This window comes from Ideonella oryzae (assembly GCF_024055665.1).
GTDB classification, from domain to species: domain Bacteria; phylum Pseudomonadota; class Gammaproteobacteria; order Burkholderiales; family Burkholderiaceae_C; genus Ideonella; species Ideonella oryzae.
The window spans coordinates 218,936-244,025 of the sequence record NZ_JAMXMC010000003.1 but is presented as its reverse complement, the minus strand read 5'-3'; the positions used below and the strand labels follow the sequence as shown (position 1 = coordinate 244,025).

Annotated in this window: 27 protein-coding genes; 10 read left to right on the top strand and 17 right to left on the bottom strand. The window is 69.6% G+C overall.

The features are described 5' to 3' along the window. Positions 1 to 22 precede the first annotated feature (22 nt). Positions 23 to 1,396 (bottom strand): DUF3422 domain-containing protein, encoded by a 1,374-nt coding sequence (locus tag M0L44_RS06170; RefSeq protein WP_252768776.1) that lies wholly within the window; start codon positions 1,394 to 1,396, stop codon positions 23 to 25. A 91-nt stretch (positions 1,397 to 1,487) separates the two neighbouring features. Here M0L44_RS06170 and plsY point away from each other — a divergent pair, with 91 nt between their 5' ends. From plsY to M0L44_RS06155, 3 genes are read left to right on the top strand one after another with little or no spacing between them, the layout of a single operon-like run. Beyond that, on the top strand, positions 1,488 to 2,207 hold the full coding sequence (gene plsY, locus M0L44_RS06165; protein WP_252768775.1) for a glycerol-3-phosphate 1-O-acyltransferase PlsY: 720 nt from the start codon (positions 1,488 to 1,490) through the stop codon (positions 2,205 to 2,207). A gap of 1 nt (position 2,208) precedes the next feature. Beyond that, complete coding sequence (locus tag M0L44_RS06160) at positions 2,209 to 2,553, top strand: RidA family protein (protein ID WP_252768774.1); 345 nt, start codon at positions 2,209 to 2,211, stop codon at positions 2,551 to 2,553. A 7-nt stretch (positions 2,554 to 2,560) separates the two neighbouring features. Beyond that, positions 2,561 to 2,944, top strand: a complete 384-nt coding sequence (locus M0L44_RS06155) for a glutaredoxin family protein (protein WP_252768773.1) — start codon at positions 2,561 to 2,563, stop codon at positions 2,942 to 2,944. A gap of 33 nt (positions 2,945 to 2,977) precedes the next feature. On the opposite strand, the gene M0L44_RS06150 is transcribed toward M0L44_RS06155, so the two are convergent. The 3 genes from M0L44_RS06150 to M0L44_RS06140 all read right to left on the bottom strand — a co-directional run bounded on the left by M0L44_RS06150 (position 2,978) and on the right by M0L44_RS06140 (position 4,754). Next, on the bottom strand, positions 2,978 to 3,313 hold the full coding sequence (locus tag M0L44_RS06150) for an excalibur calcium-binding domain-containing protein (RefSeq protein ID WP_252768772.1): 336 nt from the start codon (positions 3,311 to 3,313) through the stop codon (positions 2,978 to 2,980). 122 nt (positions 3,314 to 3,435) lie between these two features. Then, on the bottom strand, positions 3,436 to 4,059 hold the full coding sequence (locus tag M0L44_RS06145; protein WP_252768771.1) for a DUF1294 domain-containing protein: 624 nt from the start codon (positions 4,057 to 4,059) through the stop codon (positions 3,436 to 3,438). Positions 4,060 to 4,148: 89 nt separating this feature from the next. Then, on the bottom strand, positions 4,149 to 4,754 hold the full coding sequence (locus tag M0L44_RS06140) for a hypothetical protein (protein ID WP_252768770.1): 606 nt from the start codon (positions 4,752 to 4,754) through the stop codon (positions 4,149 to 4,151). Between the two features lie 346 nt (positions 4,755 to 5,100). Here M0L44_RS06140 and M0L44_RS22160 point away from each other — a divergent pair, with 346 nt between their 5' ends. Further along, positions 5,101 to 5,268 (top strand): group II intron maturase-specific domain-containing protein, encoded by a 168-nt coding sequence (locus tag M0L44_RS22160; protein ID WP_354004102.1) that lies wholly within the window; start codon positions 5,101 to 5,103, stop codon positions 5,266 to 5,268. A 712-nt stretch (positions 5,269 to 5,980) separates the two neighbouring features. Next, a complete protein-coding gene (locus M0L44_RS06135; RefSeq protein ID WP_252768769.1) occupies positions 5,981 to 7,498 on the top strand; it encodes a PKD domain-containing protein in 1,518 nt (505 codons plus the stop codon). Positions 7,499 to 7,561: 63 nt separating this feature from the next. On the opposite strand, the gene M0L44_RS06130 is transcribed toward M0L44_RS06135, so the two are convergent. From M0L44_RS06130 to M0L44_RS06115, 4 genes are read right to left on the bottom strand one after another with little or no spacing between them, the layout of a single operon-like run. Continuing rightward, positions 7,562 to 8,185: an L-threonylcarbamoyladenylate synthase gene (locus tag M0L44_RS06130; RefSeq protein WP_252768768.1), complete on the bottom strand. Its 624-nt coding sequence runs from the start codon at positions 8,183 to 8,185 to the stop codon at positions 7,562 to 7,564. Between the two features lie 18 nt (positions 8,186 to 8,203). After that, entirely contained in the window at positions 8,204 to 8,656 is a 453-nt protein-coding gene (locus tag M0L44_RS06125) for a YybH family protein (RefSeq protein ID WP_252768767.1), read from the bottom strand. 21 nt (positions 8,657 to 8,677) lie between these two features. Continuing rightward, the gene (locus M0L44_RS06120; RefSeq protein ID WP_252768912.1) at positions 8,678 to 9,568 is read right to left on the bottom strand and encodes a 3',5'-nucleoside bisphosphate phosphatase; all 891 of its coding nucleotides are present in this window, start codon (positions 9,566 to 9,568) and stop codon (positions 8,678 to 8,680) included. A gap of 53 nt (positions 9,569 to 9,621) precedes the next feature. Further along, positions 9,622 to 11,610, bottom strand: coding sequence for a M48 family metalloprotease (locus M0L44_RS06115; RefSeq protein ID WP_252768766.1), 1,989 nt, complete (start codon positions 11,608 to 11,610; stop codon positions 9,622 to 9,624). An 86-nt stretch (positions 11,611 to 11,696) separates the two neighbouring features. On the opposite strand from M0L44_RS06115, the gene M0L44_RS06110 reads away from it, so the two are divergent. Beyond that, entirely contained in the window at positions 11,697 to 13,076 is a 1,380-nt protein-coding gene (locus tag M0L44_RS06110; protein ID WP_252768765.1) for a glutamine synthetase family protein, read from the top strand. Between the two features lie 34 nt (positions 13,077 to 13,110). On the opposite strand, the gene M0L44_RS06105 is transcribed toward M0L44_RS06110, so the two are convergent. The 3 genes from M0L44_RS06105 to M0L44_RS06095 are packed head-to-tail and all read right to left on the bottom strand — an operon-like array spanning position 13,111 to position 15,495. Next, positions 13,111 to 14,028, bottom strand: a complete 918-nt coding sequence (locus M0L44_RS06105; protein WP_252768764.1) for an aspartyl/asparaginyl beta-hydroxylase domain-containing protein — start codon at positions 14,026 to 14,028, stop codon at positions 13,111 to 13,113. A gap of 24 nt (positions 14,029 to 14,052) precedes the next feature. Further along, entirely contained in the window at positions 14,053 to 14,718 is a 666-nt protein-coding gene (locus M0L44_RS06100) for a DUF2238 domain-containing protein (RefSeq protein WP_252768763.1), read from the bottom strand. A gap of 9 nt (positions 14,719 to 14,727) precedes the next feature. Then, positions 14,728 to 15,495: an SDR family NAD(P)-dependent oxidoreductase gene (locus tag M0L44_RS06095; RefSeq protein ID WP_252768762.1), complete on the bottom strand. Its 768-nt coding sequence runs from the start codon at positions 15,493 to 15,495 to the stop codon at positions 14,728 to 14,730. 47 nt (positions 15,496 to 15,542) lie between these two features. Here M0L44_RS06095 and M0L44_RS06090 point away from each other — a divergent pair, with 47 nt between their 5' ends. Further along, positions 15,543 to 16,367: a hypothetical protein gene (locus M0L44_RS06090; RefSeq protein WP_252768761.1), complete on the top strand. Its 825-nt coding sequence runs from the start codon at positions 15,543 to 15,545 to the stop codon at positions 16,365 to 16,367. A 9-nt stretch (positions 16,368 to 16,376) separates the two neighbouring features. On the opposite strand, the gene M0L44_RS06085 is transcribed toward M0L44_RS06090, so the two are convergent. Next, complete coding sequence (locus tag M0L44_RS06085; RefSeq protein ID WP_252768760.1) at positions 16,377 to 16,937, bottom strand: flavin reductase family protein; 561 nt, start codon at positions 16,935 to 16,937, stop codon at positions 16,377 to 16,379. 140 nt (positions 16,938 to 17,077) lie between these two features. Between M0L44_RS06085 and M0L44_RS22080 the strand changes: the two genes are divergently transcribed. Then, entirely contained in the window at positions 17,078 to 18,604 is a 1,527-nt protein-coding gene (locus tag M0L44_RS22080; RefSeq protein WP_290429039.1) for a methyl-accepting chemotaxis protein, read from the top strand. A 19-nt stretch (positions 18,605 to 18,623) separates the two neighbouring features. On the opposite strand, the gene M0L44_RS06075 is transcribed toward M0L44_RS22080, so the two are convergent. Next, on the bottom strand, positions 18,624 to 19,256 hold the full coding sequence (locus M0L44_RS06075) for an RluA family pseudouridine synthase (RefSeq protein WP_252768759.1): 633 nt from the start codon (positions 19,254 to 19,256) through the stop codon (positions 18,624 to 18,626). Positions 19,257 to 19,334: 78 nt separating this feature from the next. On the opposite strand from M0L44_RS06075, the gene M0L44_RS06070 reads away from it, so the two are divergent. Then, positions 19,335 to 19,832 carry a YeeE/YedE family protein gene (locus M0L44_RS06070; RefSeq protein ID WP_354004100.1) on the top strand — a complete coding sequence of 166 codons (498 nt, stop codon included), beginning with the start codon at positions 19,335 to 19,337 and terminating at the stop codon, positions 19,830 to 19,832. Next, positions 19,829 to 20,296, top strand: coding sequence for a YeeE/YedE family protein (locus M0L44_RS06065; RefSeq protein ID WP_252768758.1), 468 nt, complete (start codon positions 19,829 to 19,831; stop codon positions 20,294 to 20,296). Before M0L44_RS06070 ends, M0L44_RS06065 begins: the two co-directional genes overlap by 4 nt. Positions 20,297 to 20,326: 30 nt before the next feature. Here the strand turns inward: M0L44_RS06065 and M0L44_RS06060 are convergent, their stop codons facing one another. From M0L44_RS06060 to M0L44_RS06045, 4 genes are read right to left on the bottom strand one after another with little or no spacing between them, the layout of a single operon-like run. Then, a complete protein-coding gene (locus M0L44_RS06060; RefSeq protein WP_252768757.1) occupies positions 20,327 to 21,538 on the bottom strand; it encodes an ABC transporter permease in 1,212 nt (403 codons plus the stop codon). Then, positions 21,538 to 22,290: an ABC transporter ATP-binding protein gene (locus M0L44_RS06055; protein ID WP_252768756.1), complete on the bottom strand. Its 753-nt coding sequence runs from the start codon at positions 22,288 to 22,290 to the stop codon at positions 21,538 to 21,540. Before M0L44_RS06055 ends, M0L44_RS06060 begins: the two co-directional genes overlap by 1 nt. Next, on the bottom strand, positions 22,287 to 23,591 hold the full coding sequence (locus M0L44_RS06050) for an efflux RND transporter periplasmic adaptor subunit (protein ID WP_252768755.1): 1,305 nt from the start codon (positions 23,589 to 23,591) through the stop codon (positions 22,287 to 22,289). The genes M0L44_RS06055 and M0L44_RS06050 overlap by 4 nt, the downstream gene beginning before the upstream one ends. Next, the gene (locus M0L44_RS06045; RefSeq protein ID WP_252768754.1) at positions 23,588 to 24,976 is read right to left on the bottom strand and encodes an efflux transporter outer membrane subunit; all 1,389 of its coding nucleotides are present in this window, start codon (positions 24,974 to 24,976) and stop codon (positions 23,588 to 23,590) included. Before M0L44_RS06045 ends, M0L44_RS06050 begins: the two co-directional genes overlap by 4 nt. Positions 24,977 to 25,090: the final 114 nt, after the last annotated feature.

The window sequence follows — 25,090 nt, the reverse complement described above, 5'->3', positions numbered from 1 at the left end:
AGGGAGAGGGTTGGCCCGCGGCTCAGTCCACCGCGTGGTGCATGCGGATGCGGTGTACGAACCAGGCCACCGCGGCCACCACCGGCACCACCGCAACGCCCACCACCACCTCGGGCTGCAGGTGGAAGGGTTCCAGCCACGGCAGCGTCTTGGCCGCCTTGGCCAGGTAGCCCACCAGGCTCAGCGTGTAGTAGCTGATGGCCACCACCGACAGGCCTTCCACCGTTTGCTGCAACTGCAGCTGCAGGCGCTGGCGGTGCACCAGGGCCTTGAACAGGGCCTGGTTGCTGGCCTCGCGGGTCATCTCCACCCGCACGCGCGAGAGGCTGAGTGCGCGGTTGATCCGCTCGGCGATGTCGGTCAGGCGGCGGTCGGTGCTGTCGCACAGGGCCATGGCCGGCTGGAAGCGGCGGCCCAGAAAGCCCGAGAGCGTGCGCAGCCCGGGGATGCGCTGCTCGCGCAGGCCGTTGACCCGGTCTTCCACGATGGCGTGGTAGGCCCGCGTGGCGGAGAAGCGGTAGCGGGTGCGCGAGGCGCTGTGCTCCACCTCGGCGGCCAGGCGGGTCAAGGCTTCCAGCGCGCTGGCATCATCGCGCTGGTCCTCGTTGGACATGGCGTCGACGATGCCCTGCAGCTGGGTCTCCAGCGCGGCCAGTTCACCGGCTTCCTTCTGCGCCACCGGAAAGCCCAGCATGGCCAGCATGCGGTAGGCCTCCATCTCGGCCACCCGCTGCACGGCCCGGGCCCCTTGGTCGGGTGGCAGGCCGTGGTCCAACAGTACGTAACGCACAAAGCCGTCGCGCCCCAGCTCCAGCCGGGTGAACAGCGTGGCCCCGCCATCGGCGATGTGGGAGCCGATCAGCGGCGGGTGCTCCATGTCGTCCTCCGGCCGCTCCAGCAGGTGGCGGCAGCGGCTGACGGTGCTGTCGTCGGCCGGCAGCAGCAGCACATGGGCGGCAGAGAGCAGGGCGCCGGCCTCGTTCTCGGCGTAGAGCGCCCGGGTGAAGCTCTCGGGCAGGGCGGCGCAGGCACTGGCCTCGCGCCACAGGCTGGCCAGGCGGGCGCTGTCGGGCACCTGGCCGGCGTCCGGCAGCTCCTGGCACATCTGCCAGCTCAGGAATTCGCCATGGCGCTCGAACTTGAGTGTCCAGCCCGATGCCACCAGCACATGGTGGCGGCTGCCCGGTGCCGGGGCCGGCTGGCCCTGGGCTTCACACAGCGCCGCCAGGGCCCGCTCGGCGCCGGCCGGGTCTATGCGCCAGTTGACCCAGCAGGACACGATGCTGCCCGGGCGCACCAGCAGGGGCGGGCGGGCGTGCAGCTCCTCGTGCAGCGCGGTGTACTGGCGTGCGGGCCAGAAAGGGGGCAGGGCGGTGGCGTCGGCGTCAGGGCTCATGGACAAGCAGCAGGGACGGCCGGTTCGGCCAGGGCAGGGATGGCCCCGCAGCTTACACTCCACGCCCGGCATTGTTGCTGCGCTTGTTGCCATGGATGCATTGATTTCCCTGCTGGCCATCGTGCTGGCCTACCTCGTCGGATCGTTGTCTTTTGCGGTCATCGTCAGCCGTGTCATGGGCCTGGACGACCCCCGCAGCTACGGCTCGGGCAACCCCGGCGCCACCAATGTGCTGCGTTCGGGCAGCAAGAAGGCGGCCATCCTCACCCTGCTGCTGGACGCCGTGAAAGGCGTCGTGCCGGTGCTGGTGGCCCAGGCCCTGGCACCCACCCTGCACTGGGGCGAGCTGACCATCGGCATGGTGGGCCTGGCGGCCTTCCTGGGCCATCTGTGGCCGGTGTTCTTCCGCTTCCAGGGCGGCAAGGGCGTGGCCACGGCGGCGGGCGTCATCCTGGCGCTGCACTGGCCGCTGGGCCTGGCCGTGCTGGCCACCTGGCTGGCGGTGGCCTTCATCACCCGCTACTCGTCGCTGGCGGCCCTGGTGGCGGCCGTGGCGGCGCCGCTCATCCAATTGCTGGTGTGGCCACCTTCGGGCCTGGCCCTGCCGCTCATCGCCATGAGCCTGCTGCTGATCTGGCGCCATGGCGCCAACATCCGCAAGCTCATCGCTGGCACCGAATCCAGGATCGGCCAGAAGGCGGAGGCCCCTGCGGCCGCCAAGCCCGCCGCGTCGCACGCGCACGAGAAGCCGCACCGCGACCACCCGCACCGTCACCATTCCCCCTCCCATTCCAGCAAAGGAAAACACTGACATGATCCAACGCTTCGACGTCGGCGCCCGCATGTGCGAAATGACCGTCCACAACGGCGTGGCCTACCTGGCCGGCCAGGTGGCCGAAGACGGCTCGCAAGACATCGTGGGCCAGACCCGCCAGGTGCTGGCCGCCATCGACGCCCTGCTGGCCAAGGCCGGCAGCGACAAGACCAAGATCCTGCGCGCGCAGATCTTCCTGGCCGATCTGGCCGACTTCCCCGGCATGAACAGCGTGTGGGACACCTGGGTGGTGGCGGGCCACACCCCGGCCCGCGCCACCGTGCAGGCCGCCCTGGCCAAGCCGGAATGGAAGATCGAGATCGTCATCACCGCCGCGGTGTGAACGGTCCATGCCGTCGGCCCTGACCGCCGCACAGCGCCGTGAACTGGTGCTGTTCGTGACGGTGGTGCTGACGGCCACCCTGGCCTGGGAAGGCTGGGGCCTGTGGCGCACGTCACAGCAAGACCAGGCCCTGCGGGCCGTGGTGCGGCCTGGCGACCTGAGGCTGATCTCCTCCGTGACCTGCCCCTTCTGCACCCAGGCCCGCCTGCGCCTGCGCGAGGCTCAGGTGCCCTTCAGCGAATGCTTCATCGAGCGCGACGCCGCCTGCGCCGCGGTCTTCCAGGCCCATGGTGCGCCGGGCACGCCGCTGGTGCTGGTGCGTGGGCAGGCGCAGCTGGGCTTCAGTGCCGAGCGGGTGGAAAAGGCATTGCGGGCGGCGACTGACCGCTGACGGCGTCTAGGAAAAGCAATGGCCGGCCGCGCTTCAGCGTGCGCCGCACCATTGATCTTCGCAAGGCACGCCGTCCCCGTCACCGTCCATCTTCACGGTCGGGCAGTGGTCCAGAAAGTACTTCGCCTCCTCGCAGGAGGTCATCTGCGAGCAGTACCGCCGTCCATCGCAATGGAAGCGGCTGCTGGCCGCTGGTGCGGGCAGGGTTCCGGCGGGCTGGGTTTTGACCTTGGGGGCCTGAGCCGCCGCCGCGGAAGCGGCTTCTGCACGGCGCAGCTTCTGCGCGGCGTTGAGCTCTTCCAGCGTCGGGTCCTTGCGGGGCTGGGTGGGGGCGCAGGCCGCCTGCTGGTAGGTGACGGTGCCGTTCACCACGCACCTGTTCAGCGGGGCGGCATGGGCGGCAACGGCGGCCACACAGACTGCTGTTGCGAGGAATCGGGTGGTGAAGCGGAGCATCAGCGTCATTGTTCCATGCCGGGTCGGATGGGGGCTCAGGTCAGGCCGCGCAGCGCCTGCAGCCCCTCCAGTCCAGCGTGCAGTCCGACGAAACCGGCCACATTGGCCAGCACGGTCAACCAGAACACGGCGATGAAGGACGTCTTGCTGGTCTTGTGGCGCAGGATCTGCTGCGCCACCAAGGCGCCAGGCCAACCACCGAGCAGGGCCAGCCCGTGGAGCGTGCTCTCTTGTGTGCGCCACCGGTTCTGACGGGCCGCAGACTTGTCGAACACATAGGCAAAGAAGGCCACCACACTGGCCCCCGCATAGACGTGGAGCACATACGGCTTCAAGCCCCAGCGCATCGCCACGAAGTACACCAGCACCAGAAAGGCCGGGATGGCCAAAGCCCGTGGCAGGGTCCAGGGGGCGGGCGCCTCACCCCGATGGGCAGGCAGGCGGCGCGCGCGAACCGGGTACTGCACATCCTGCGCGCGCTTCTTGCCGTTGGGGCCCAGGGTCACCTCGAAGCTCAGCACCTGGCCGACCTGTGGCCGCCCGGTGCCGGCCGGAAAGGCCTTGATGTGGACAAAGATCTCCTGGCCGCCCTGCGTGGGCTCGATGAAACCGAAGCCGCGGTCGTCATGCCAGGTTTTCAGGGTGCCTTCGAATCTCATGGTCCGGTGGGGTTTTCAACAACAGGGGCAAAACTCACTGCCGATGGGCTGAAGGAGGTGCTGTGCCCGCGCCTCTTGCGCGGCCGATCTCAATACTCGAAGTGCACGCTGCGAATCTGGTCGAAGAAGGTCGAAAAGCGCCCCACCTCGTTCTCACCGAACAGGTCGCAATTGGCCTCCACCATGCCTGTGATGCTGTCCCCGTTCAGCAACGTGACCTTGATCTGGGCCTTGGCCGTGGACGAGGTGTGGCGCTCCGCCCGCAGCACCTCGAATCCGGCCATGTGCTCAAAGCTGATCGACTGCCCGCCGTCCACCGTCAACTCGTGGTTGACCGATATGCAGTTGCTCAAGGTTTCGGCCCGCACACGGGTGGTGCGGCCATCCTTGCCTACCACTGCCGCCTGCACTTGCGACCAGGGCTGGGCTGCAGGTTTGGGGGCAGGCGCGGGAGCGATGGGCGAAGCCGTGGGTGCGGGATTCACTGGCGAAGCACCCGACGGCATGACCTGCCGCGCCCCTGGCGATGCCATCCCCACCGTCGCGGGTGCAGCGGAGGAGGCCTTCTCACCCCCTCCACCATGTTGAACGAACAGGGCCACCAAGCCACTGACTGCCGTGATGACGGCGGCCAAGGCGGTGAGCACCCCCGGAAGGGTTTGCCACCAACTGCCTGTCTTTTCCGTGTCGCTCATGCAAGTTGCTCCGGTGCTGCGCTGAGGCACCGCACCCGAGTGTGGGCCCAGGGCGGGCAAGCTCCCGTCTGTCAGCCGACCATCATGCCCTGGTCCGCTGCTCCTGGGCAGGAGTGGTCGCCGCCCGCCCCCAGGACGAGGGATGAAGGTGCTGGACATTCTCAAGCCACAGGCGGGCGGCATCCGGCGCAGCGGCGTGGCGATATCTGGCGCTGCCAGAGGCGGCGCACCGAGCGAGGTGCCGCCCGCGGAGTTCCAACACGAACACCAGAGACAAGATGCAAGTCAGGCGGAGACCACCTGATTCAAAGCAACGGATCCCCACGGAAACCGGGGCGATTCACCACTGTGGGCAAAGAAGCTCCGCTGGACCGACAAAGCATGGCTGAACTTCAAGCACAGGGTCAAGAAAATCACCGGGAGAAGCTGGGGAGTGAGTATGGAATATCGGCTTCAATATATCAAAAGATATCTGCGGAGCTGGTTCGGCTACTTTGGCGTCAGCCAATGCTGACCGCCCGATCCCAGAATTGGATGAGGGACTGCGTCGGTGCCTGCGCTACGGGAAAAAGTGGCCTTGGGCGCGGACCAAGATCCGGAATATCTTGAATCTAGGTGTGGTGCTCAAGGCCGCCATCCAGCACGGTGTGAGCAGCCTGAGCTACTAATCAGGTGACGTTATGGCAGATTTGATCAAAAACCGGCTTGCCCCAAACCCTGAACTGGTGCAGCCCCATCCAGGTCTTCGCTGATCTCATGCAAGGCTTCGCCGAATCCCATCAGGCTACCGTCCACTGATCAATCAACGAGTGCCGGGTGTTGCACTCCGAATTGGGGACCGCCATGTCGCGTCTATGGTTTTGGGTGTGCATTCGGTGGATTTCATATATTTTGTAGCGTCGCCAATGCTCCATCTGACTTGTGCAGTGTGCGGGAAAACCCTGGTGAGGGGTTCTCGGGAGGGGTGTGGCATGCGCCTACTTATTGATCAATGTCAAAAGATGTTGGCGTGATTTGTGGTTATTTCTGGCGAGAGAAATTTCGGTGGTCGTGATATTTTTCACAGCATGACTTTCGTGTTTGAGTGGTTTTGATACTTTTGCGGGTGATTTCTAAAGTGCAAAGGGAAGTTGCCGATCAGCGTGAGGTTGAAAACGCCCACGCAGGAGGCACTCAAGAACGAGTGAGTGCCTCAGAAAACCTCAGACTGGAAACAGGAGACAACGATGATCAATCGCACATCGATCGCGGTTCTGGCCGCCTGCAGCATGCTGCTGTCGGCTTGTGACGACAACACCTACACAGTCAATGTGCCTCCGGTTGCCAATGCCGGGCCCACGCAAAGCGTTTTCACCTCTTCCACGGTCACCCTGGATGCCAGCGGCAGCACGGATGCGAATGCAGACCCCTTGACCTATCAATGGGTCTTGACCAGCGCGCCGAGCGGTAGCACGGCGGTGCTGTCCAGCGCCACTGCGGTCAAGCCCACGTTCGTCGCCGACGTGGCTGGCACCTATGTGTTCAGCCTCACGGTCAATGACGGCACCGTGGACAGCACCGTCGCGAGCGTGACCATCACTGCCGACGAGGCCAACGTGGCTCCGGTGGCAAATGCCGGTGTGGCCCAAAGTGTCACTGCCGGAGCCGTGGTGACGCTCGATGGGACCGGCAGCAGCGATGCCAACGGCGATGCAGTCACTTATGCATGGACGCTGACGGCGCCCAATGGAAGCTCTGCCACGCTGTCCGATCCGACCGCCGCCCAGCCCGTTTTCACGACGGACCTGCCTGGGGACTATGTCGCCAGCCTGGTGGTGAGTGACGCGAGCCTGTCGAGCACGGCATCGTCCGTGACCATCACGGCCGCCGCGGCCAATGCGGCGCCTGTCGCCAATGCAGGTTCTGCACAAAGCGTGACCCGGGGTGACACCGTCACATTGAACGGCAGCGCCAGCAGCGATGCCAACGGCGACGCGCTCACCTACTCATGGTCCATCACGAGCCGCCCGGCCCAGAGCACCGCCACGCTGTCGAGCACTTCAGTGGTTGCCCCGACATTCACCGCTGACAAGGCCGGCGTTTACGTGGTCCAGCTCATTGTCAATGACGGGCAGGTCAACAGCGCAGGTGCGACCGTCACGATCACCGCCGCGGGCGTGACGACGACCACCGACTTGGTGCAGAACGGCTCCTTCGAGCAAGACCTGGCAGGTTGGACGCAAGACACAAGCATCGAAGCCGGGGCTGCTGGTACCTGTAGCTACAACGCTGACGTTGCTCCGGGTGTCGAGACGCTGACGAACACGGCTGGTTTCGCCGCTACGGATGGCACCAAGATCGTGCTCGGCAGCGTGGCCTCAACCTCTGGCGCAGGCGCACGTTACAACTGCACGCTGTACCAGGACGTTCAGATCCCGGCTGGAGTCACAACACTGACGCTCAAGTACGACATTGCCGTCAAGGCTGGCAACGATGGTTGCATGAACACCGGTGCCTTCATCGGTCTCTATGCCACGTCTGCAGTTCCGAGCCTCGCCGCCGCAACTCTTGGCGGTTCGCTCAACACAGTCTGCACCGCGGCTGCGGCCACTGGCACGGCTCTGCAGACCGTGACCAAGACCATCACGCCCACTTCTCTGGGGGGCACCACCGTTCGGTTGGGTTTCATCAATGCAGCGAACGTGAACGGCCATGAGGTGGTCGTTATCGACAAGGTGAGCCTGACCGCCACGGCGACGAACTGACGATTCGTGATGCCATCTCGCCGAGCCGGGGTATCCCCGGCTCGGCGAGTGCCATTTGGGGGCTCACAAACCCAGTTTCGCCGGGTCGCCGCGCCCCGGGCGCACCACGGTTGGTTCGTCGCCGGTCAGGTCGATGATGGTGGAGGGTTGGCCCGGGCAGCCGGGGGCGCTGATGACGCCGGCCAGCTGTTTTTCAAACCGGGCGCGGATCTCGTCGGGGTCGTTCAGGGCGTCGGTTTCGCCGGGCGGGATGAAGGTGGTGGCCAGCACGGGCTGGCCCAGTTCTTCCAGCAGGGCCTGCATCACCGGGTGGTCCGGCACGCGCAGGCCGATGGTGCGGCGCGACGGGTGCGAAAGCCGGCGGGGCACTTCCTTGGTGGCCTCCAGGATGAAGGTGAAGGCGCCGGGCGAGCCCAGCTTGACCAGACGGAACTGGTGGTTGTCCACCATGGCGTAGTTGGACAGCTCGGACAGGTCGCGGCACAGCAGGGTCAGCAGGTGCTTGTCGTCCATCTGCCGGATGCGGCGCACCTGGTCTACGGCGTTCTTGTCGTCCAGGTGGCAGACGAGGGCGTAGCTGGTGTCGGTGGGCACCGCCAGCACGCCGCCCTTCTGGATGAGCTGCACGGCCTGCTTGATCAGGCGGGGCTGCGGGGTTTCGGGGTGGATTTCGAAATACTGGGCCATGCCCAGCATTGTGCGCGCTCAGGCGCCAGAGGGCGGCTGGGTGTGGGTCAGCAGGTAGGCGCCGTCCGGGTCAAAGGGCTGGATGTCCCGGTGGTACATGAGCATCTGCCAGCCCAGTGGTCCCCGCTGGAAGGTCATGGTGAAGCGCGGGCGGGCCAGTTCGGCCGGGAGGCCGTGCCGCTGAAAGCGTTCTTCGTACACGCCATGGGCCAGGCCCAGTTCGCCCGCCACGCTGGCCTGCACGTCCAGCAACTGCAGGCTGTAGTGCGCCATCTGGGCGAAGAAGTGTTCCAGCAGGGCGCGGTAACGGGCGGGGCCGATGGCAGCGTGGTTGCGCCAGGCGGCCGCCCGCAGGCCAAAGCCGCTGGCCTGGGCTTCCAGGGTCAGGATGCGGTCGATGTCGCGCTGGTGCCAGGCGCCGCACCATTGGCGCACGGCATCGCAAAGTTCTTCGTCGGGTGGTGGCGTCATCCCGAGCTCTGCGCGCTGGGCTCAGCCGGCCAGGGCCGGGGTGTCGGGCTGCTGGGCCGCGGGCAGGCGGTCCTGCCACAGGCTCCAGATGGGGGTGACCTTGCCGGGCAGGTCGGGCAGGCTGCCGGGCTCCACACGGCTTTCGCCGGGGGCGTGGAAGTCGCTGCCGCGCGAGGCCAGCAGGCCGAATTCGCGTGCCATGTCGGCGTACTTGGCCACCTCGTCGGGGAAGTGGCTGGCGCAGGTCACTTCCACGGCTTGGCCGCCGTGTTCCTTGAATTCGGAGAACAGGGCGTATTCGGCCGTGGGGCTGAAGCGGTAGCGGGCCGGGTGGGCGATGGCGGCCACGCCACCGGCGGCCCGGATCCAGCCCAGCGCCTCGCCCAGTCCAGCCCAGCGGTGTTCCACGAAGCCGGGCTTGCCTTCCTTCAGGTAGCGCTGGAAGACCTCGTGCACGCTGCTGCAGTGGCCGTGGTCCACCAGGAAGCGGGCGAAGTGGGTGCGCGAGACCAGTTCAGGGTTCTCGGCATAGGCCAGGGCACCTTCATAGGCCCCGGGGATGCCGGCGCGGGCCAGGCTCTCGCCCATGGCGCGCGCGCGGCCTTCGCGGCCGGCCCGCAGGTCATGCAGCCCTTGCGCCAGGGTGGGGTGCGTGGGGTCCACGTCCAGGCCCAGGATGTGCACGGTTTCACCGGCAAAGGTGACGGACACCTCCACGCCAGGGATGTAGACCATGCCCAGGCGCCGGGCCTCGGCGGCGGCTTCGGCCTGGCCGGCCAGCTCGTCGTGGTCGGTCAGGGCCCACACCTGCACCCCGCCTGCGTGTGCGCGCCGCGCCAGTTCGGTGGGGCTGAGGCTGCCATCCGATGCGGTCGAGTGGCTGTGGAGGTCGGCGTTCAAAACGGCGTTCAAAAGGTGCACTGCAACATTGTAGGAAGCGGGGGCGGGCGCGCTGGGCGTGGGGTCTATGCCTTGCGGGCCAAGCCGGTGTGGATGCACTGGGCATCGTCGGCCCGGAACTGCTGCACCAGGTCGGTCCGGTCCAGGGGCTTCCACTCGGGGTGGGCCAGGTCGATCACGCACCAGTCCAGCGGCAGGGATTCGGCCAGCTGCTGGGTCAGCGCTGGGCCCCAGACCTGCGGGTCCGGCTGCACCAGGGTGCGCGAGCGTTCGATCACCAGCAGGTGCAGGGCCCAGCCCTTGGTCATCGTGGAGGTCTTGCGCCAGTGCCAGGCGCGGCCCACGGCATGTTCGCCCTGCAGCAGGGCCAGCACCGGGCGCAGCACCCGGGTCGGCAGGCCGCCGGGCAGGAATTTCTGTTCGCCTTGGAAGTCGCGCAGCACGGTCAGCGCGGCCTCGGCCTCGTCTTCCAGCGCACGCAGGCGCACGCGGGCGGCCTGCAAGGCGGCAAAGTCCTCACGCAGGCCCAGCTGCTGAATGAGCAACTGGGCGGCGGGCACCCGCCAGCGCGGGTCGGCGGCCAGGGTTTCGGCATAGGTGGCCGAGGCGCGGCCCTCGTCGGTCAGGGTCTGCAGCAGGCGCAGGGCCTCGGCCTGCTCGAGCAGCAACTCGGGCTGGCGGGTCTGGGGTTCGATCGGGGGCGCTTCGTCCAGCAGGGCGCGGGCCAGGCCCAGGCGGGCCTCGGCCGGGGCGGCATGGCGGTCGATCACCCGGCGCCAGGCCATTGCCGCCTCGGCGGGTGGGCTCAGGGCCTGGGTCAGGCGGCCTTGAAAAAGGGCTTCGGATTTCTCGAGCGGGCCTTCGGCGTCCGCGGCGTTCAGTTCGTCCAGCCACTGGGCCTGCTGGCGCCAAGCCAGGTGGCGCTGCAACCAGGCGTCGGCCTGCTGGGTCTGCCAGGCGCTGTCCAGCGCTTCGGCCAGGCCGGGCAGGGCTTGGCCCAGCAGGATCTCGGCCGCGCTGACGGTGGGCATCGCCAGCGGGGCAGGCTTTTCCACCAGGGCCTGCAGGCGCACGCGCAGGCTGAAGTCGGGAGCGTCCACCGCGGCAGGCGTGCGCAGGGCGTCCTGGGCCCACTGCGGGGCCTCGGGGTGGCGCAGGCTCTGTCGCATCAGCACCCGCAGGTCGCGCATGGGGTGGGCGTTGGGCCGGCGTTCGCCGCGGGCCGCGGCCCACACCTGGGGCCAGAACTGCCGGGCCAGGTAGCGCGCCTGCACCGCCTGGGCGAGCAGCGCATCGGCCAGCGTGCGCTGGCCGGTGGTGCCGGTCCAGCGGGCGGCCCAGGCGTCGGCCGCGGGGCCGTGCAGCCGCTCCACCACCAGGGCCCGCCGCAGCACGCCCCGGGCCTGGCGGTGCCACCACAGCAAGCCCCAGCCAGTGGCGCGGGGGCCGGGGGCCTCGGGCAGGCGCTCGGTCAACAGGTGCTGCCAGCGCTGGCGCCAACGGGCGATCCAGGCCGCCAGCGAGCGGCGCCGCAGGCCGTGCATCTCGCGGGCGAGCAGGGCGGCGAATTGCGGCCCGTCCAGGCCCATCAGCAGCGGCAGGCCGATGCGCAGCTGCGGCCGGCCACCGCCCAGCAGGCCCAGCGGGCTGGTGGGCCGCACGCGTAGTTCCTGTTCGGGGGTCAGGCATACATCGCCCAGCGGTCGGGCGTGGGCAGCCTGGGTGAGATGCTGCAGCAACTCGTTCAGGCGGGGCAACTGCGACAGGGGCAGCACCACGCCGTCCGGCTCCGGCAGCTCCGGGCGCCAGAGTGCCGCACTGGCCCACAGCAGGGCGGCGCCCAGCGGCGCCAGGGCCCACCACCAGCCCGAGCCACCGGCCAGCCACAGCCCCAGGGGCAGCAGCAGGACCAGCAGGCCCAGCAGCGCGGGCAGGCCGGCCAGGCCCAGCAGCGCGGCCATTTGCAGGCCGGTCAGGCGAGTGAAGCGGGCGGGGTGGTCGCGCCAGGCCTGCTCCAGCAGGCCCAGCTGTCGTCGGAGGGCAGAGGTGTCCACGGCGGGGCAGAAGGATCTGCCCGGATTCTCGCCCGGGTGGGGGCCGCCTATCATGGCGAGGTTCCCGCTTTTTTCCGGTTCTTTTCATGTTTGCACTGTCCCGTCCCGCCACCCAGCAACTGCGCGATGCGCTGGCCGGGGAGCCCGTGCGCCTGGTCGAATGCGTGCTGGGCGATTTCACCTCGGTGGCCCGGGGCAAGCTGGTGCATGCCGATGACTTTGTCGGCATGGGCGGCTGCCGCCTGCCCTCGGTCGTCATGGGCCTGACGCTGACCTCCGGCGAGCCCGAGGCGGTCTTTGGCCCGCTGCTGCCCGACACCTACGACGACATGGAGCTGGTGCCCGACCTGCGAACGCTGGCCCCCCGGCCGGGCCGCCCGTCCGAGCGCACCGTCATCTGCGAGCCCACCGGCGCCTTGCGCACGGCCGGTGGCCTGGTGGACGCCTCGGCCTGGTCACCCCGCGCGGTGTTGCGCCGCGTGCTGGCCCGCTATGCCGAGGCCGGCCTGCAGGCCCAGGTGGCACCCGAGCTGGAGATGTTCCTGCTGACCCGCGACGCAGCCGATGGCAGCCTGAAGGCGCCGGCTGGCCATGCCAGCGCGCCCACCCGCGAGCGCGCCTGCGAGGTGTTGTCGCTGGAGCGCCTGTCGCACTTCGAGGCCTATTTCGACGATCTGTACGCGGCCTGCGATGCACTGGGCATTCCGGTCAACGGCCACGCCCATGAATCCGCGCTGTCGCAGTACGAGGTCAACTTCCGCCACGGCGAGCCGCTGGCCATGGCCGATGCGGTGTTCCGCTTCAAGCGCGTGGCCCGCGAGATTGCCGCACGCCACGGCTTCCTGTGCAGCTTCGCGCCCAAGCCCTTCCTGGGCGAGCCGGGCACTGGCATGCATTGGCATTTCAGCGTGCAGCATCTGGGCGCCCAGTGGCCGCACCTGTTTGCCGAGCCCGATGGCCGCGACAGCGCCGCCCTGGGGCACTTCGTGGCGGGCCTGCAGGCCGAGGCGGCGGGGGCCATGGCCTTCTTCGCCCCGCACGACATGTCCTATGTGCGCATCGCGCTGAGCAATGCCTCGCCCTCGCATGCCAGCTGGGGGCCGGAGGAGCGTTCGCTGGCCTTCCGCATCCCGGCGTCCGGCGCCTCCAGCCGCCGGGTGGAGAACCGCCTGCCGGGGGGTGATGCCAACCCCTACCTGACGGTGGCCCTGACGCTGGGCCTGGGCCTGCATGGCCTGAAGAACGGCCTGATGCCGCAGGCCGGCGCGGGGGACGACGTGGCCCTGCCGCGCGATCTGCCGACTGCGCTGGACGCGCTGGAGCGCAGCACTGTGCTGCGCGAGCTGCTGGGCGCGCCGCTGCTGGAGACCTACGTGGCGATCAAGCGCCACGAACACGCCGAGCGTGCGGCCTTGGCCGACCCGCGGGCCGCCTGGGACCTGACCCACCTGCTGGAACTGGCCTGAGCGCCGGCAGGCGGCACCAGGGTGGGGTGTTCGTTCAGCCCCAGACCAGCCAGGCCACGATGGCCGCCACCAAGGCCAGCTTGGTCAGCTGGTAGACCGTGCGGTTCCAGTTCTTAAAGCGGCGGCGCCACTGGCCCATCACCGCCGAGATGATGAACAGGCGGTTGATCAGCCCGGTCTTGTCGCCACCCTCATTGGGCGAGGCCGCGGCGGCCACCAGGTTGCGTCCGAACCAGTGGTTGAAGGCGCGGGCGAAACCGTAGCGCTGCGGGCGCTCGATGTCGGCGAAGAAGATCAGCCGGTTCTGGTCGGTGTTGTTCTCGACGTGGTGGATGTAGCTCTCGTCGAAGATCACGCCCTCGCCGTCACGCCAGCTGTAGCGCTGGCCATCCACGTCGATGAAGCAGTTGTCGCTGTTGGGCGTGGCAATGCCCAGGTGGTAGCGCAGCGAGCCGGCATAGGGGTCGCGGTGCGGGCTCAGCGTGGCGCCGGGCGGCAGCTCGGTGAACATGGCCGCCTTGATCGACGGGATCTGCTGCAGCAGCGCGGTCGTCTTGGGGCACAGTCGCTTGGCCGAAGGGTGGGCGTCGTCGTACCACTTCAGGTAGAAGCGCTTCCAGCCCGACTTTGCGAAGGAGTTGAAGCCGGCGTCGTCGTTCCGGTCGGGGCGGCGCAGCTTGGTGGCCTCCATCAGGGCCAGGCCTTCGGCCTTGATCGTGTCGAAGTTCTGGATCAGCAGATCCAGTTCCGGGAAGGTGCTGACCGGCAGGTAGGGCTTGTTGGGCACCGCCGAGGTGGCGTACAGAAAGACATTCACCGGGGCCAGCAGGCCCGAATGGTCAAAGACCTGCTTCCAGAAACTGTGGCGCACCCGCCCGCGCAGGTGCACCACCAGAATGGACGCCAGGAAGATGGCCGGAATCGACCATCTAAGGAGAACATGGCTGAACATGCCGGTATTTTGGCCAAGATGGGTTCAGCCTGCACGGTGTGGGGTGGTGGCTTTGATGGACGTCAACTGTCGGTCGTGCCAGCGCCGCATCAGCGTCAGCGCCAGCAGGGCGCCCAGGCCGGCGCAGGCCATGTCCTCCTGCGTGTCCCAGGGGTCGCCCTGGGAACCCAGGAAGGCATCGGCTCCCTGCTGCAGGGCCACGGCCGCGCCCCATTCGATCAGCTCGTACCAGGCGCTGATGGCCTCGGCCACGCACAGGCACAGAAAGCCCAGCAGCCAGGGGCCGGCTTGCAGGCTGCGGCGCACCAGGATCTCCCGGGCGATCAGGGCTGGCACGAAGCCCTGGGCCAGGTGCCCGATGCGGTCGTAGGGGTTGCGGCTGCCGTCCCACAGCGACTGCATCCAGTAGCCCAGCGGCACCCGGGCGTAGGTGTAGGCGCCGCCATAAATCAGGATCAGCGCATGCACCGCGATCAGCGTGGCCAGCAGGGGCGTGAGCGGAAAGCGGCGGTGGGTGGCGATCAGCAGCGGCGCGGCCACCAGCACCGGGGCCACCTCCAGCCACCAGGTGGCACGGTCATAGGGCTGCCAGCCCGACACCAGCAGGGCCAGGCCCACTGGCAGCAGCAGCCAGGCGTTATGGCGCGACGGGTGTGTCGCGGCGTCGGAGGATGAGGACAGGGTGGTCATGCGGGGGGCTCAGCTTTCCCGCACGTCGCCAATGGGCTCGATGCCAAAGTTGGGCCGCTCGAGCCAGGCCAGCAGCTTGCGCGCGGTGGCCTCGGGGGTGGCCAGCTGGCCCTGGTCCCACAGGGCCTGGAAGCGGCCCTGGTCGGGGAAGGTGGTGGGGTCGGCCCCGCGCAGCTGTTGCTGCATGTCGGTGTCCACCACGCCCGGGGCCAGGGAGACGAGCCGGGCGCCGTTGGCCAGGGGCGCCTGCTCCAGCGCTACGGCGCGGGTGAAGTGGTCCAGCCCGGCCTTGGCGGCGCAGTAGGCGGCGCTGCCAGCCATCGCGCGTCGGCCCAGGCCGGAAGAGATGTTGAGGACCTTGCGCTGGCCCTTCCAGTCCTGGGTGCCGCGCAGGAACAGGCCGGTCAGCGTCATGGCGGCCTCCAGCCCGACGCGCAGCACGCGGGCGGTGTCGCTGGGGTCGCTGTCGGCCAGCGGCTGGGGAGGGGCCAGCACGCCGGCGTTGTTGATCAACGTGGCATGGCGGAAGCGGTCGGCCGGTTGGGCCTGCAGCCACTCCAGCAGGGCCCAGCCCGCGCTCTGGGGCTCCGTCAGGTCGTGCTCCCACTGCTGGAAGGGGGCGTCCTCGCGCAGGGCTTCGGCGTCCAGGCCGGTGTTGCGGTGACGGGCGATGCCGATGACCAGGTGGCCGGCCTGCAGGCACTGGCGGGCCAGGGCTTCGCCCAGGCCGCGGGAGTGGCCGGTGATGAGGGTGAGGGCGGTGGGTGTGCGGCTCATGCGGCAGAGCATACGCAATCCCGTCGGCGCGGGCGAGAATGCCCCGCATGGCTGAAGTTCCCGCTCCCGATTCGTCCCACGATACGCCCGCTGCTGTGCAGGCCGAGGTTCCCGCGCCGCGCCGCGCCACCGTCTGGTGGCAGCGCCCCATCGTGCTGTCGCTGGGCATCACGCTGCTGCTGCTGGCCCTGGCGCTGGGCTGGCCCCTGCTGCGCTGGCAGATGTCGCCCCCCGAGGCGGCGCCGGTTGTGCGGGGCCTGCCCTGGCAGGTGCAGGCCGATGGGGCCGGGGGCAGCGCGGTGTTCGGTCTGCACCTGGGCACGGCCACCCTGGGCGATGCCGAGGCACTTTGGCCGCAGGACTTCAAGGTGGCGTTGATTTCCACCCAAGGCACGAAACAACAGGCCCCGGCACTGGAGGCTTATGTGGAGAGCTTCCAGGCGGCCTTCGTCAACGGCAAGCTGGTGATGTCCGTGGCGGCCGACGCGGACTGGCTGCGCCAGGTCTGGGACCGCTCGCCCCGTGGCGAGGTGGATGCCGGCGGGGAAGGCGCGGTGCGCCGCCGTGAACTGGCGCCGCAGGATCTGGATGCGGCCCGGCGCATCGCCGTGTCCGCCCTGGCCTTCATTCCGGCCGCCCGGCTGGACGAGGCCACGGTGGTCCAGCGCTTTGGCCCACCGACCGAACGCCACGTGGGGGCCGATGGCGTGGTGCAGTTGCTTTACCCCGAGCGCGGCGTGGCGGTGGCCCTGCCGCCGGCCGAGGGCGATGCGGCCCGCGCCAAGCCGGTGATCCAGTACGTGGCGCCACGCGACTTTGAGCGCCTGCTGCGTGCGCCGCTGCAGGGTGCCAAGCCTGCCTCGGCGCCCTGACGCGCAGCGTCAGCGGGCGTCCAGGGGCCGGCCGATGGTCAGGTAGTGGCCGCCGGCCACATGGTGCAGGGTGCGCAGTGCATCCGGCGCGCCCTCGAATTCCCAATGGCCCTGGCGGAACACCGCGTCATCGGCCCAGGCCGCCTGCACCTGGCCCAGGAAGAGGTCGTGACGCCCTTCGATGGCCGGCTCCGGCAGGCGCACGCAGTCCAGCCAGGCCACGCAGCCCGCCACCAGAGGAGAGCGGGCGGCCGGTTCGTCGATCAGTTGCAGGTCCGGGTGGGCGAATTTGTCTTCCTCGCGACCGCTGGTGGAGCCCAGGCGTTCCACCAGGTCCACCTGGGCTGCGCACGGCACGCCCAGCGCGAAATGGCCGGAGGCCTCCAGCAGCCCGCGGGTGAAGGTGTTCTTGTCCAGCACCACCGCCACCTTGGGCGGATCGAAGTCCAGCGGCATGCACCAGGCCGCGGCCATCACGTTGGCGCGGCCGGCGTGGGTGGCGCTCACCAGCACCGTGGGGCCGTGGTTGAGCAGGCGGTAGCACTTGGCCAGGTCGACGCTTTGACGCATGGGGAGGGGTCCGGGATCAGAAAAAACTGATTCTGCGCAGGTTTGGCGCCGCTGTCCTCAAGTCCCCGGCCTGGGCGTCGAAACCCCGCCCAGGGTGTGTCAATTCGGCACGCCGCCTCACTCTTCTCAGGGAACACGTCATGAAATTCAGCGCCCGTCTGACCCTTTCCACGGTGGCGCCCGCATTGCTGTTCTCGACGGCGCTGGTGGTGTCGCTGGTCGGGATGTTCCGTGTCGAGCACACCTATGCCGGCCTGCTGGCCCGCGAGGAGCGTCTGGCCGCGGGGGCCTCGTCCTTGTACGCCGAGGGCCTGCAGATGGGCCAGGCCTTGCGCAACATCGCGCTGGACCCGGCCGACGCCAAGGCCAAGGACAACCTGCAGAAGGCCGCCGAGAACTTCGAGCAGCGCTACCAGGAGATGCGGCCGCTGGCCCAGGGCACGCCGATCGAGCCCATGCTGGCCGAGGTGGGCACGCTGCGGGCCAGCCATCGCGAGGTCCAACAGGCGGTGCTGGCGGCGCTGGCGGCCGATCCTGCCCAGGCCATCCAGACACTCAAGGACAAGGAAACCCCCGCATGGCGCGCGCTGCGGGCCAAGGTGATGGACCTGGGCACACAAGCGCAGGACATGCTCGTCGCCTCCGACAGCGCCGCGCAGGCCACTGCGGCACGGGCCAAGGCCTGGGCGATGGGGCTGGCGCTGCTGGCCATCGGCGTGGCCGTGGGCTCCCTGGTACTGGCGCGACGCACCATGGGCCAGACGCTGGGGGGCGAGCCCGAGGACGCCGGGCGCATGTTGCGCAGCATCGCCGAAGGCGATCTGACCCAGCACATTCCTGTCGCGGCCTGTGAGGGCAGCCTGCTGTCCGAGCTGGCCCGCACCCAGGGCGGCTTGCGTCAGCTGGTGGGCGAGGTGCGGCAACTGGCCGACGGCATCCTGACCGCCAGCGGCGAGGTGGCCGCGGGCAGCCTGGATCTGTCGTCGCGCACCGAGCAGGCGGCCAGCCACCTGCAGGAGACGGCAGCCTCGATGGCCCAGATCTCCGGTTCGGTGCAGCAGGGCGTGGCCTCGGCGGCCGAGGCCAAGCGCCTGGCGGGCTCGGCCTCCGATGTGGCGCAGCGCGGTGGTTCGGCCGTGCGCAATGTGGTCCAGGCCATGGACGAGATTTCCGCCCAGTCGCGCAAGATCGGCGACATCACCGGCGTGATCGACGGCATCGCCTTCCAGACCAACATCCTGGCCCTGAATGCGGCGGTCGAAGCGGCCCGTGCCGGCGAGGCGGGGCGTGGCTTCGCGGTGGTGGCCAGCGAGGTGCGGGCCCTGGCCCAGCGCAGCGCCGAGGCCGCCCGCGAGATCAAGGGCCTGATCGCCACCAGCGTCGAGCGCATCGAGAGCGGTGCCGGCCTGGTGGGCGAGGCCGGCAGCACCATCGACCAGGTGGTGACCCAGGTGGCCCAGGTGGACACCCTGCTGGCCGAGATCTCCCACGCCACCGCCGAGCAGAGCACCGGCGTGAGCCAGGTGGGCGAGGCGGTGCAGGGCCTGGACACCATGACCCAGCAGAACGCGGCGCTGGTGGAGGAATCCAGCGCGGCCGCGGCCACGCTGCGCGGCCAGGCCGAGGCCCTGCGCTCGGCGGTGGAGGCCTTCCGGCTGCCGGCCTGAGTGCCGCGGGAGCTTCCCTTCAGAACGGCACCGGCGCGTGCAGCGCCAGCGGCTCGCCGGTGCGTGGATGTGGCAGCGTGAGCCGCTCGGCATGCAGCATCAGCCGTGGGGCGGCGGCCAGCACCTCGGGTGAGGCGTAAAGCTCGTCACCCAGGATGGGATGGCCGATGGCCTGCAGGTGCACCCGCAGCTGATGCGAGCGGCCGGTCACCGGCTCCAGGGCCAGCCGGGCGCCCAGGGCGTGGGCCTCCAGGCGCTGCCACAGCGTCAGCGAGGGCTTGCCCACCGTGTGGCTCACCATCTGACGCGGCCGGTTGGGCCAGTCGCAGATCAGCGGCAGATCGATACGGCCTTCGGCCTGCGCCGGCCAGCCGGCCACCAGGGCCTGGTAGCGCTTGCTGGTCAGGCGCTGCTCGAAAGCCATCGACAGAGCCCGCTGGGCCGCCGGGCCGCGGCCGAAGACCAGCAGGCCCGAGGTGCCCATGTCCAGGCGGTGCACCACCAGCGCGTCTGCAAAGCGGGCCTGCACGCGCGAGGCCGCGCAGTCGGCCTTGTCCGGTCCGCGGCCGGGCACCGACAACAGGCCCGCGGGCTTGTCGATCACCACCAGGTCGTCGTCCACATGGACCAGGGGCAGGGCATCGTCGGACATGAACGGTGAGGCGCGGGGCGGCAAAGCCCCGCATGGTAGTGGAGGGGCTGGCCGCGGCGCCAGCGCCCCGGAACCCCCGTGGGTACACTGGCCGGCATGATGCAGTGGTTTCCGACGGGCTGGGCCCATTACCTCGTGGGTGGGGTCTTCATCGGGCTGGGCGTGGCCTGGCTGTTCCTGGCCACCGGCCGGGTGGGCGGCATGAGCTCGGTCTTCTCCAGCACCTGGTCGTTCGTCTCGCAGCGCAGCGCCTTCCAGCAGCCACGCTACCTGAACAGCCGGGCCTGGCGCCTGGTCTACGCGCTGGGTCTGATCCTGGGCGCGGCGGTCTGGTGGCTGTTCTTCAGCCCGCGCCAGCCCATGCACACCGGCCTGCCGGTCTGGCAACTGCTGCTGGGCGGCCTGCTGGTGGGCTATGGCGCGCGGCGCGGCAACGGCTGCACCTCGGGCCATGGCATCTGCGGCATGGGCTCCTTCCAGTTGCCCTCGGTGGGCGCGGTGCTGGTCTTCATGGCCACGGCCTTTGCGACGGCCCAACTGGTGGCCGCCTGGCTGCCCGCGGGAGCTGTGCGATGAACTCTGTTTCCACTTCGTCCGCCACTCCGGCACAGGGCGGTGCCTATCGGGTGGACCTGCCGCGCTTTCTGGCGCTGCTGCTGGGCGGGGCGCTGTTCGGCTTCGGGCTGGCCGCCTCGACCATGATCCAGCCGCAGGTGGTGCTGAGCTTTCTGCGCTGGCAGGACTTTGGCCTGGTGCTGGTGATGGGCGGCGGCGTGGTGCTGACCGCACTGGCCTATGCCCTGCTGCCGCGCTGGCGCCAGGCGCCACTGCTGGGGGGCAATTTCGAGCGCCATGCCTCGGCCTGGAACCGGGACACGGTGATCGGCTCGGCGCTGTTCGGCATCGGCTGGGGCCTGTGCGGGGTCTGCCCCGGTCCGGCCATCGCCGGCCTGGGCGCGGGCAACTGGGACCTGCTGTGGGCGCTGGCTGGCATCTTTGCCGGCGCCTGGTGGCAGGGGCGCGAGGCCAGCCGCGGCTGAGGCCCGCAGCGGCGGTTCAGGCCGCCGGCGTCACTCGTGCCGCAGGGCCTCGATCGGGTCCAGCTGCGCGGCGCGGCGGGCCGGGAAGTAGCCGAAGATCACCCCGATGGCCGCCGAGAAGGCGAAGGCCAGCAGGTTCACGCCCGGGTTGAACAGGTAGGGCACGCCCATCAGCGCGGTGATGCCCAGCGAGGCCAGGGTGGCCAGGAAGATGCCCACCAGCCCGCCCAGCGAGGACAGCACCACCGCCTCGACCAGGAACTGCAGCAGCACCTCGCGCGCCAGCGCGCCGATGGCCAGGCGCACGCCGATCTCGCGGGTGCGCTCGGTCACGCTGACCAGCATGATGTTCATGATGCCGATGCCGCCCACCAGCAGGCTCACCGCGGCGACCGCGCCCAGCAGCGAGGTCATCAGCGCGGTGGTGCCCGACAGGGTCTGGGCGATCTGGGCGGTGTCCAGCACGTTGAAGTTGTTGTCCGTGCCTTCGGCCAGCTTGCGGCGGTCGCGCAGCAGGGCGGTGAGCTTGGCGGTGATGCGCGCGCTGTCCGCGCCCTCCTGCATCGAGATCAGCAGGGTGTTGATCTTGGTGCTGCCGGTGACCCGGCGCTGGGCGGTGCGTAGCGGCACGATCACCGTGTCGTCCTGGTCGATGCCCATGGCGGCCTGGCCCTTGGGCGCCAGCAGGCCGACGATCTGGCAGGAGAAGGACTTGACCCGCAGCTGCTCGCCCAGCGGGTTGCTGCTGGCTCCGAAGAGTTCGCGCTGCACGGTGGCGCCGATGACGCAGACGGCCGCGCCGGCTGTCTGTTCCTCGTCGCTGAAGACCCGGCCGGCGGCCAGGTTCCAGTTGTTGGTGACGAAGTAGGCGTTGATGCTGCCGGTGACGGTGGTCGACCAGTTCTTGCCGTTGGCCACCACGGTGACGGCCGAGCGCACCTCGGGGGCCACGGCCTTGAGGCCACCGATCTGGGCCGAGATGGCCTCGACGTCGGCCTCCTTGAAGGGCGGCGCACCGGCCGTGTTCAGCCCCGGGCCCAGGCGCTGGCCGGGCCGCACCTGCAGCAGGTTGCTGCCCAGGCTGCTGATCTGGTCGCGCACCGCCTGGGTGGCGCCGTTGCCCACGGTCACCATGGTGATCACCGCGGCCACACCGATGACGATGCCCAGCACGGTCAGAAAGGAGCGCAGCAGGTTGCGCCGGATGGCCCGCAGGGCCAGCAGGATGGAACTGGCCCACATCAGGCGGCTTCCTCCTGAGGCGGCGCCGCTGTGACCGGCGTCTGCGCCTCGTCGCGCTCGATGCGGCCGTCGCGGAAGTGCACCACCCGGTGGGCCCAGGCCGCCATGTCGGGCTCGTGGGTCACCATCAGCACGGTGATGCCGCCCCGGTTGAGCTCGGCCAGCAGGGCCATGATCTCCTGGCTGCGGGCGCTGTCGAGGTTGCCGGTGGGCTCGTCGGCCAGCAGCACGGCCGGCTGGGTGACGATGGCCCGGGCGATGGCCACGCGCTGCTGCTGGCCGCCGGAGAGTTCGCCAGGGGTGTGGCCTTCCCAGCCGTCCAGGCCCACACGCGCCAGCGCGGCGCGGCCCGCGGTGTGGCGCTCGGCCGTGGGGGTGCCCCGGTAGAGCAGGGGCAGTTCCACGTTCTCCAGCGCCGAGGTGCGGGCCAGCAGGTTGAAGCCCTGGAACACGAAGCCCAGCTGGTGGCGACGCAGGCGGGCGCGGGCGTCGCGGTCCAGCTGCTCCACGTGGATGCCGTCGAAGAGGTATTCGCCGCTGCTGGGCGTGTCCAGACAGCCCAGCACGTTCATCACGGTGGACTTGCCCGAACCGCTGGGGCCCATGATGGCGACGAACTCGCCGCGCTGCACGTCCAGGTCCACGCCCTTGAGGGCCTGGAAGGCGATGGCACCCTTGCCATAGGTCTTGGTGACCCCGCGCAGGCGGATCAGGGGCGGCGCTTCGGCGGATTGGGGCGCAGGGGTGCTCACGGTGCGCTGCCGCTCTGCTGTTCGGTGATCACCGCCATGCCGGGCTGCAGGCCGGGGCCGCTGACCTCGGTCTGGCGGCCGTTGCTCAGGCCCAGCTGCACGTCGACCGCCTTGGGCTGCCCGTCCACCAGCACCCAGATCTGGCGGGTGCTGCCGCTGCGCTCGTCACTGCGGGCGCTGCGGGTGCCGCCGCTGGGCGGGCGGGGGATCAGCATGGAGACGATGCCCTTGCTGCCCGAGGCCGCCTTGGCGCTGGCGGCCGTGGGCGAGAAGTTGAGCGCGCTGCGAGGCACCAGCAGCACGTTCTTGTGCTCGGTGGCGGCGATGGTGGCGGTGGCGGTCATGCCCGGGCGCAGTGTCAGGTCCGGGTTGGCCACTTCCAGGTCGGTGGTGTAGGTCACCACGTTGTCGGTGATGGTAGAGCCGTAGGCCACGCGGGTGATGACGGCCGGGTACTTGCGGTTGGGCCAGGCGCTGACCGTGAACTGGGCCTTCTGACCGACCTGAATCTGGCCGACGTCGGCCTCGTCCACGTTGACGGAGAGCTTCATGTGGCTGAGGTCCTCGGCCACCGTGAACAGGGTGACCGCCTGCAGCGAGGCGGCCACCGCGTTGCCGGGCTCCACCGAGCGCGTCAGCACCACGCCGTCGATGGGCGAGCGGATGGCGGCCTTGGTGAGGTTGGTCTGGTTGGTGCGCAGGGTGGCCTCGGCCTGCACCACCGTGGCGCGCGCGGCGGCCTCGGCGGCCACGGCCCGGTCCAGTGCAGCCTGGGCGGCGTCCAGGTCGGTGGCGGCGGGCACCTTGCCACCCGACAGGCGACCCACTTCCTGCAGGCGCTGCAGGGCCACGCGCGATTCCTTCACCGTGGCCTGGGCCTGCAACACAGAGGCCCGGGCGCTTTCCAGCGCGCCCTGGGAGAGCTTGACCTGGTCCTGAAACTTGGAGCTGTCCAGTTCCACCATCACCTGGCCCTTGCGCACCCGGTCGTTCACGTCCACCAGCACCTGGGCGACGGTGCCGGAAAGCTCGCTGCCGATGTTCACCGAGCGGGTGGGCTCCAGCGTGCCATCGGCCGAGACGTTCAAGGCAAGATCGCCGCGCGCCAGGGGCTCGGTGAGGTAGCGCGGGGCCTGCTGCGCGGCCCGGTGGCGCACCCAGGCCACGCCGCCGGCAATGGCCAGCACCACCAGGCCGACGACCAGCCAGGGCCCCGGGCGCTTCCAGAGCGGACGCTGGTCGCCCCGCAGCCATTCGGGCAGTGCGGAGGCCTCGTTCGGAGTGGGGGTGGCGTCGGTCATGGTTCGTTCCGGAAGAGGGCGCTCAGCGGGTTGCCCGAGGGCGACGGTGCGGGCGGGGTCACGGCAATGTCGTCCTGCGACCAGCCACCGCCGAGCGACTTGTAGAGCCGTACCAGCGCCTGGGCCTGGTCGGTGCGCGCCGTGGCCAGGCTGGTCTGCAGGCTCAGCAGTGTGCGTTGGCTGTCCAGCAGCGTGGCGGTGTCGATCAGGCCGGCTTCGTGCCGCTGGCGCTGGGTGTCGACCACGCGCTGGGCCGCCTCGGTGGCCGTCTGCAGGGCCTGGCAGCGGTCCACGCTGTCGCGCGTGGCCACCAGGGCATCCTCCACATCCTGCACGGCGCCCAGCAGGGTGGACTCATAGCTGGCGCGGCTGAGTTCCCAGGCGGCCTTCTGCTCGGCCACCAGGGCTTCGCGCTTGCCGGCCTCCCAGATCGGCCAATCGATGTTCAGGCCCAGGGCGCTCACCAAGGCCGCACCGCCGCTGGTGATGGCCTTCAGCGCGGTGGCCTGCAGACCCAGCGAGCCGGTCAGGGCAAAGGTCGGCTCGCCGTCGCGCCGGGTCTGCACCATGCTGTACCAGCGCGCCACGACCAGGGCCTCGGCCGAGCGCAGGTCGGGGCGGCGGCGCAGCAGGTCGGCGGGCACCCCCACCTGCAGGCGGGCGATCAGGCCATCGGTGGCGGGCCAGCGGCTGTCTTCGTGGAGTTCGTTCCCCATTTGGCCGGGGGTGCGGCCGGTCAGCTGGGCCAACAGGTGCGCGTCCTGCGCCACCTCGGTGTGCGCGGCCACCCAGGCGGCCCGGGTTTGCTCGCTGCTTTGCCGCGCCTGGTCCTGGTCGAGCTGGCTGAGCAGGCCGGCCTGGGCCTTCCAGTCCACCAGCTGCCGGGTTTCTTCCAGCGAGGCCAGGTTGGCCTGGGCCACGCGCTGGCGCCACTGGGCGCCGCGCCATTGGAAGTAGGCCAGGGCCACCTCGGAGGTGATGACCATGCGGGCGGTGGCCAGATCGTCGGCCGCACTGCGCATGGAGGCATCGGCGGCCTGGACGCCCGCCTCGATGGCATGGTTCCAGTCCAGCTCCCAGCTGGCGCTGACCCCGATCTTGTAGAGCTTGGTGTTGCTGCTGTCCACGCGGCTGCGGGTGGCCGAGGCCGGTGTCGAGAGCTGAGGCCGGCCCCCGGCGGCGATCACAGCCCGGCTGGCCTGGGCCTGCGCGAGCGTGGCGCGGGCCGAGCGCAGGTCGGGGTTGCGTGTCAGCGCCTCTCGGATCAAGGTCTGCAACTGCGGGTCGTCGAACTGCCCCCACCATTGACGCAGGGCCTGATCGTCGGGCGATGCCGTGGCCGCGGGCTCGGCGTTTTGCCAGGCCGCCGGCATGGGGGCGGCCAAGCCAGCCGTGGCTTCAGCGGGGGGCGCCTCTGGCGAGTCTGCGGGAGGTTCCGCTGCAAAGCCGGGCAAGCCGAATCCGCTCAAAGACAGGCACAGGGCCAGCGGCCTCAGGCG

Coding starts and splice junctions, on each gene's coding strand:
- M0L44_RS06065 (WP_252768758.1), top strand. CDS start 19,829: ATGAACTCTGTTTCCACTTCGTCCGCCACTCCGGCACAGGGCGGTGCC.
- M0L44_RS06060 (WP_252768757.1), bottom strand. CDS start 21,538: ATGTGGGCCAGTTCCATCCTGCTGGCCCTGCGGGCCATCCGGCGCAAC.
- M0L44_RS06125 (WP_252768767.1), bottom strand. CDS start 8,656: ATGACGCCACCACCCGACGAAGAACTTTGCGATGCCGTGCGCCAATGG.
- M0L44_RS06085 (WP_252768760.1), bottom strand. CDS start 16,937: ATGCGTCAAAGCGTCGACCTGGCCAAGTGCTACCGCCTGCTCAACCAC.
- M0L44_RS06140 (WP_252768770.1), bottom strand. CDS start 4,754: ATGAGCGACACGGAAAAGACAGGCAGTTGGTGGCAAACCCTTCCGGGG.
- M0L44_RS06155 (WP_252768773.1), top strand. CDS start 2,561: ATGCCGTCGGCCCTGACCGCCGCACAGCGCCGTGAACTGGTGCTGTTC.
- M0L44_RS06130 (WP_252768768.1), bottom strand. CDS start 8,185: ATGGCCCAGTATTTCGAAATCCACCCCGAAACCCCGCAGCCCCGCCTG.
- M0L44_RS06170 (WP_252768776.1), bottom strand. CDS start 1,396: ATGAGCCCTGACGCCGACGCCACCGCCCTGCCCCCTTTCTGGCCCGCA.
- M0L44_RS06110 (WP_252768765.1), top strand. CDS start 11,697: ATGTTTGCACTGTCCCGTCCCGCCACCCAGCAACTGCGCGATGCGCTG.
- M0L44_RS06095 (WP_252768762.1), bottom strand. CDS start 15,495: ATGAGCCGCACACCCACCGCCCTCACCCTCATCACCGGCCACTCCCGC.
- M0L44_RS06135 (WP_252768769.1), top strand. CDS start 5,981: ATGATCAATCGCACATCGATCGCGGTTCTGGCCGCCTGCAGCATGCTG.
- M0L44_RS06145 (WP_252768771.1), bottom strand. CDS start 4,059: ATGAGATTCGAAGGCACCCTGAAAACCTGGCATGACGACCGCGGCTTC.
- M0L44_RS06105 (WP_252768764.1), bottom strand. CDS start 14,028: ATGTTCAGCCATGTTCTCCTTAGATGGTCGATTCCGGCCATCTTCCTG.
- plsY (WP_252768775.1), top strand. CDS start 1,488: ATGGATGCATTGATTTCCCTGCTGGCCATCGTGCTGGCCTACCTCGTC.
- M0L44_RS06100 (WP_252768763.1), bottom strand. CDS start 14,718: ATGACCACCCTGTCCTCATCCTCCGACGCCGCGACACACCCGTCGCGC.
- M0L44_RS06090 (WP_252768761.1), top strand. CDS start 15,543: ATGGCTGAAGTTCCCGCTCCCGATTCGTCCCACGATACGCCCGCTGCT.
- M0L44_RS06050 (WP_252768755.1), bottom strand. CDS start 23,591: ATGACCGACGCCACCCCCACTCCGAACGAGGCCTCCGCACTGCCCGAA.
- M0L44_RS06075 (WP_252768759.1), bottom strand. CDS start 19,256: ATGTCCGACGATGCCCTGCCCCTGGTCCATGTGGACGACGACCTGGTG.
- M0L44_RS22080 (WP_290429039.1), top strand. CDS start 17,078: ATGAAATTCAGCGCCCGTCTGACCCTTTCCACGGTGGCGCCCGCATTG.
- M0L44_RS06160 (WP_252768774.1), top strand. CDS start 2,209: ATGATCCAACGCTTCGACGTCGGCGCCCGCATGTGCGAAATGACCGTC.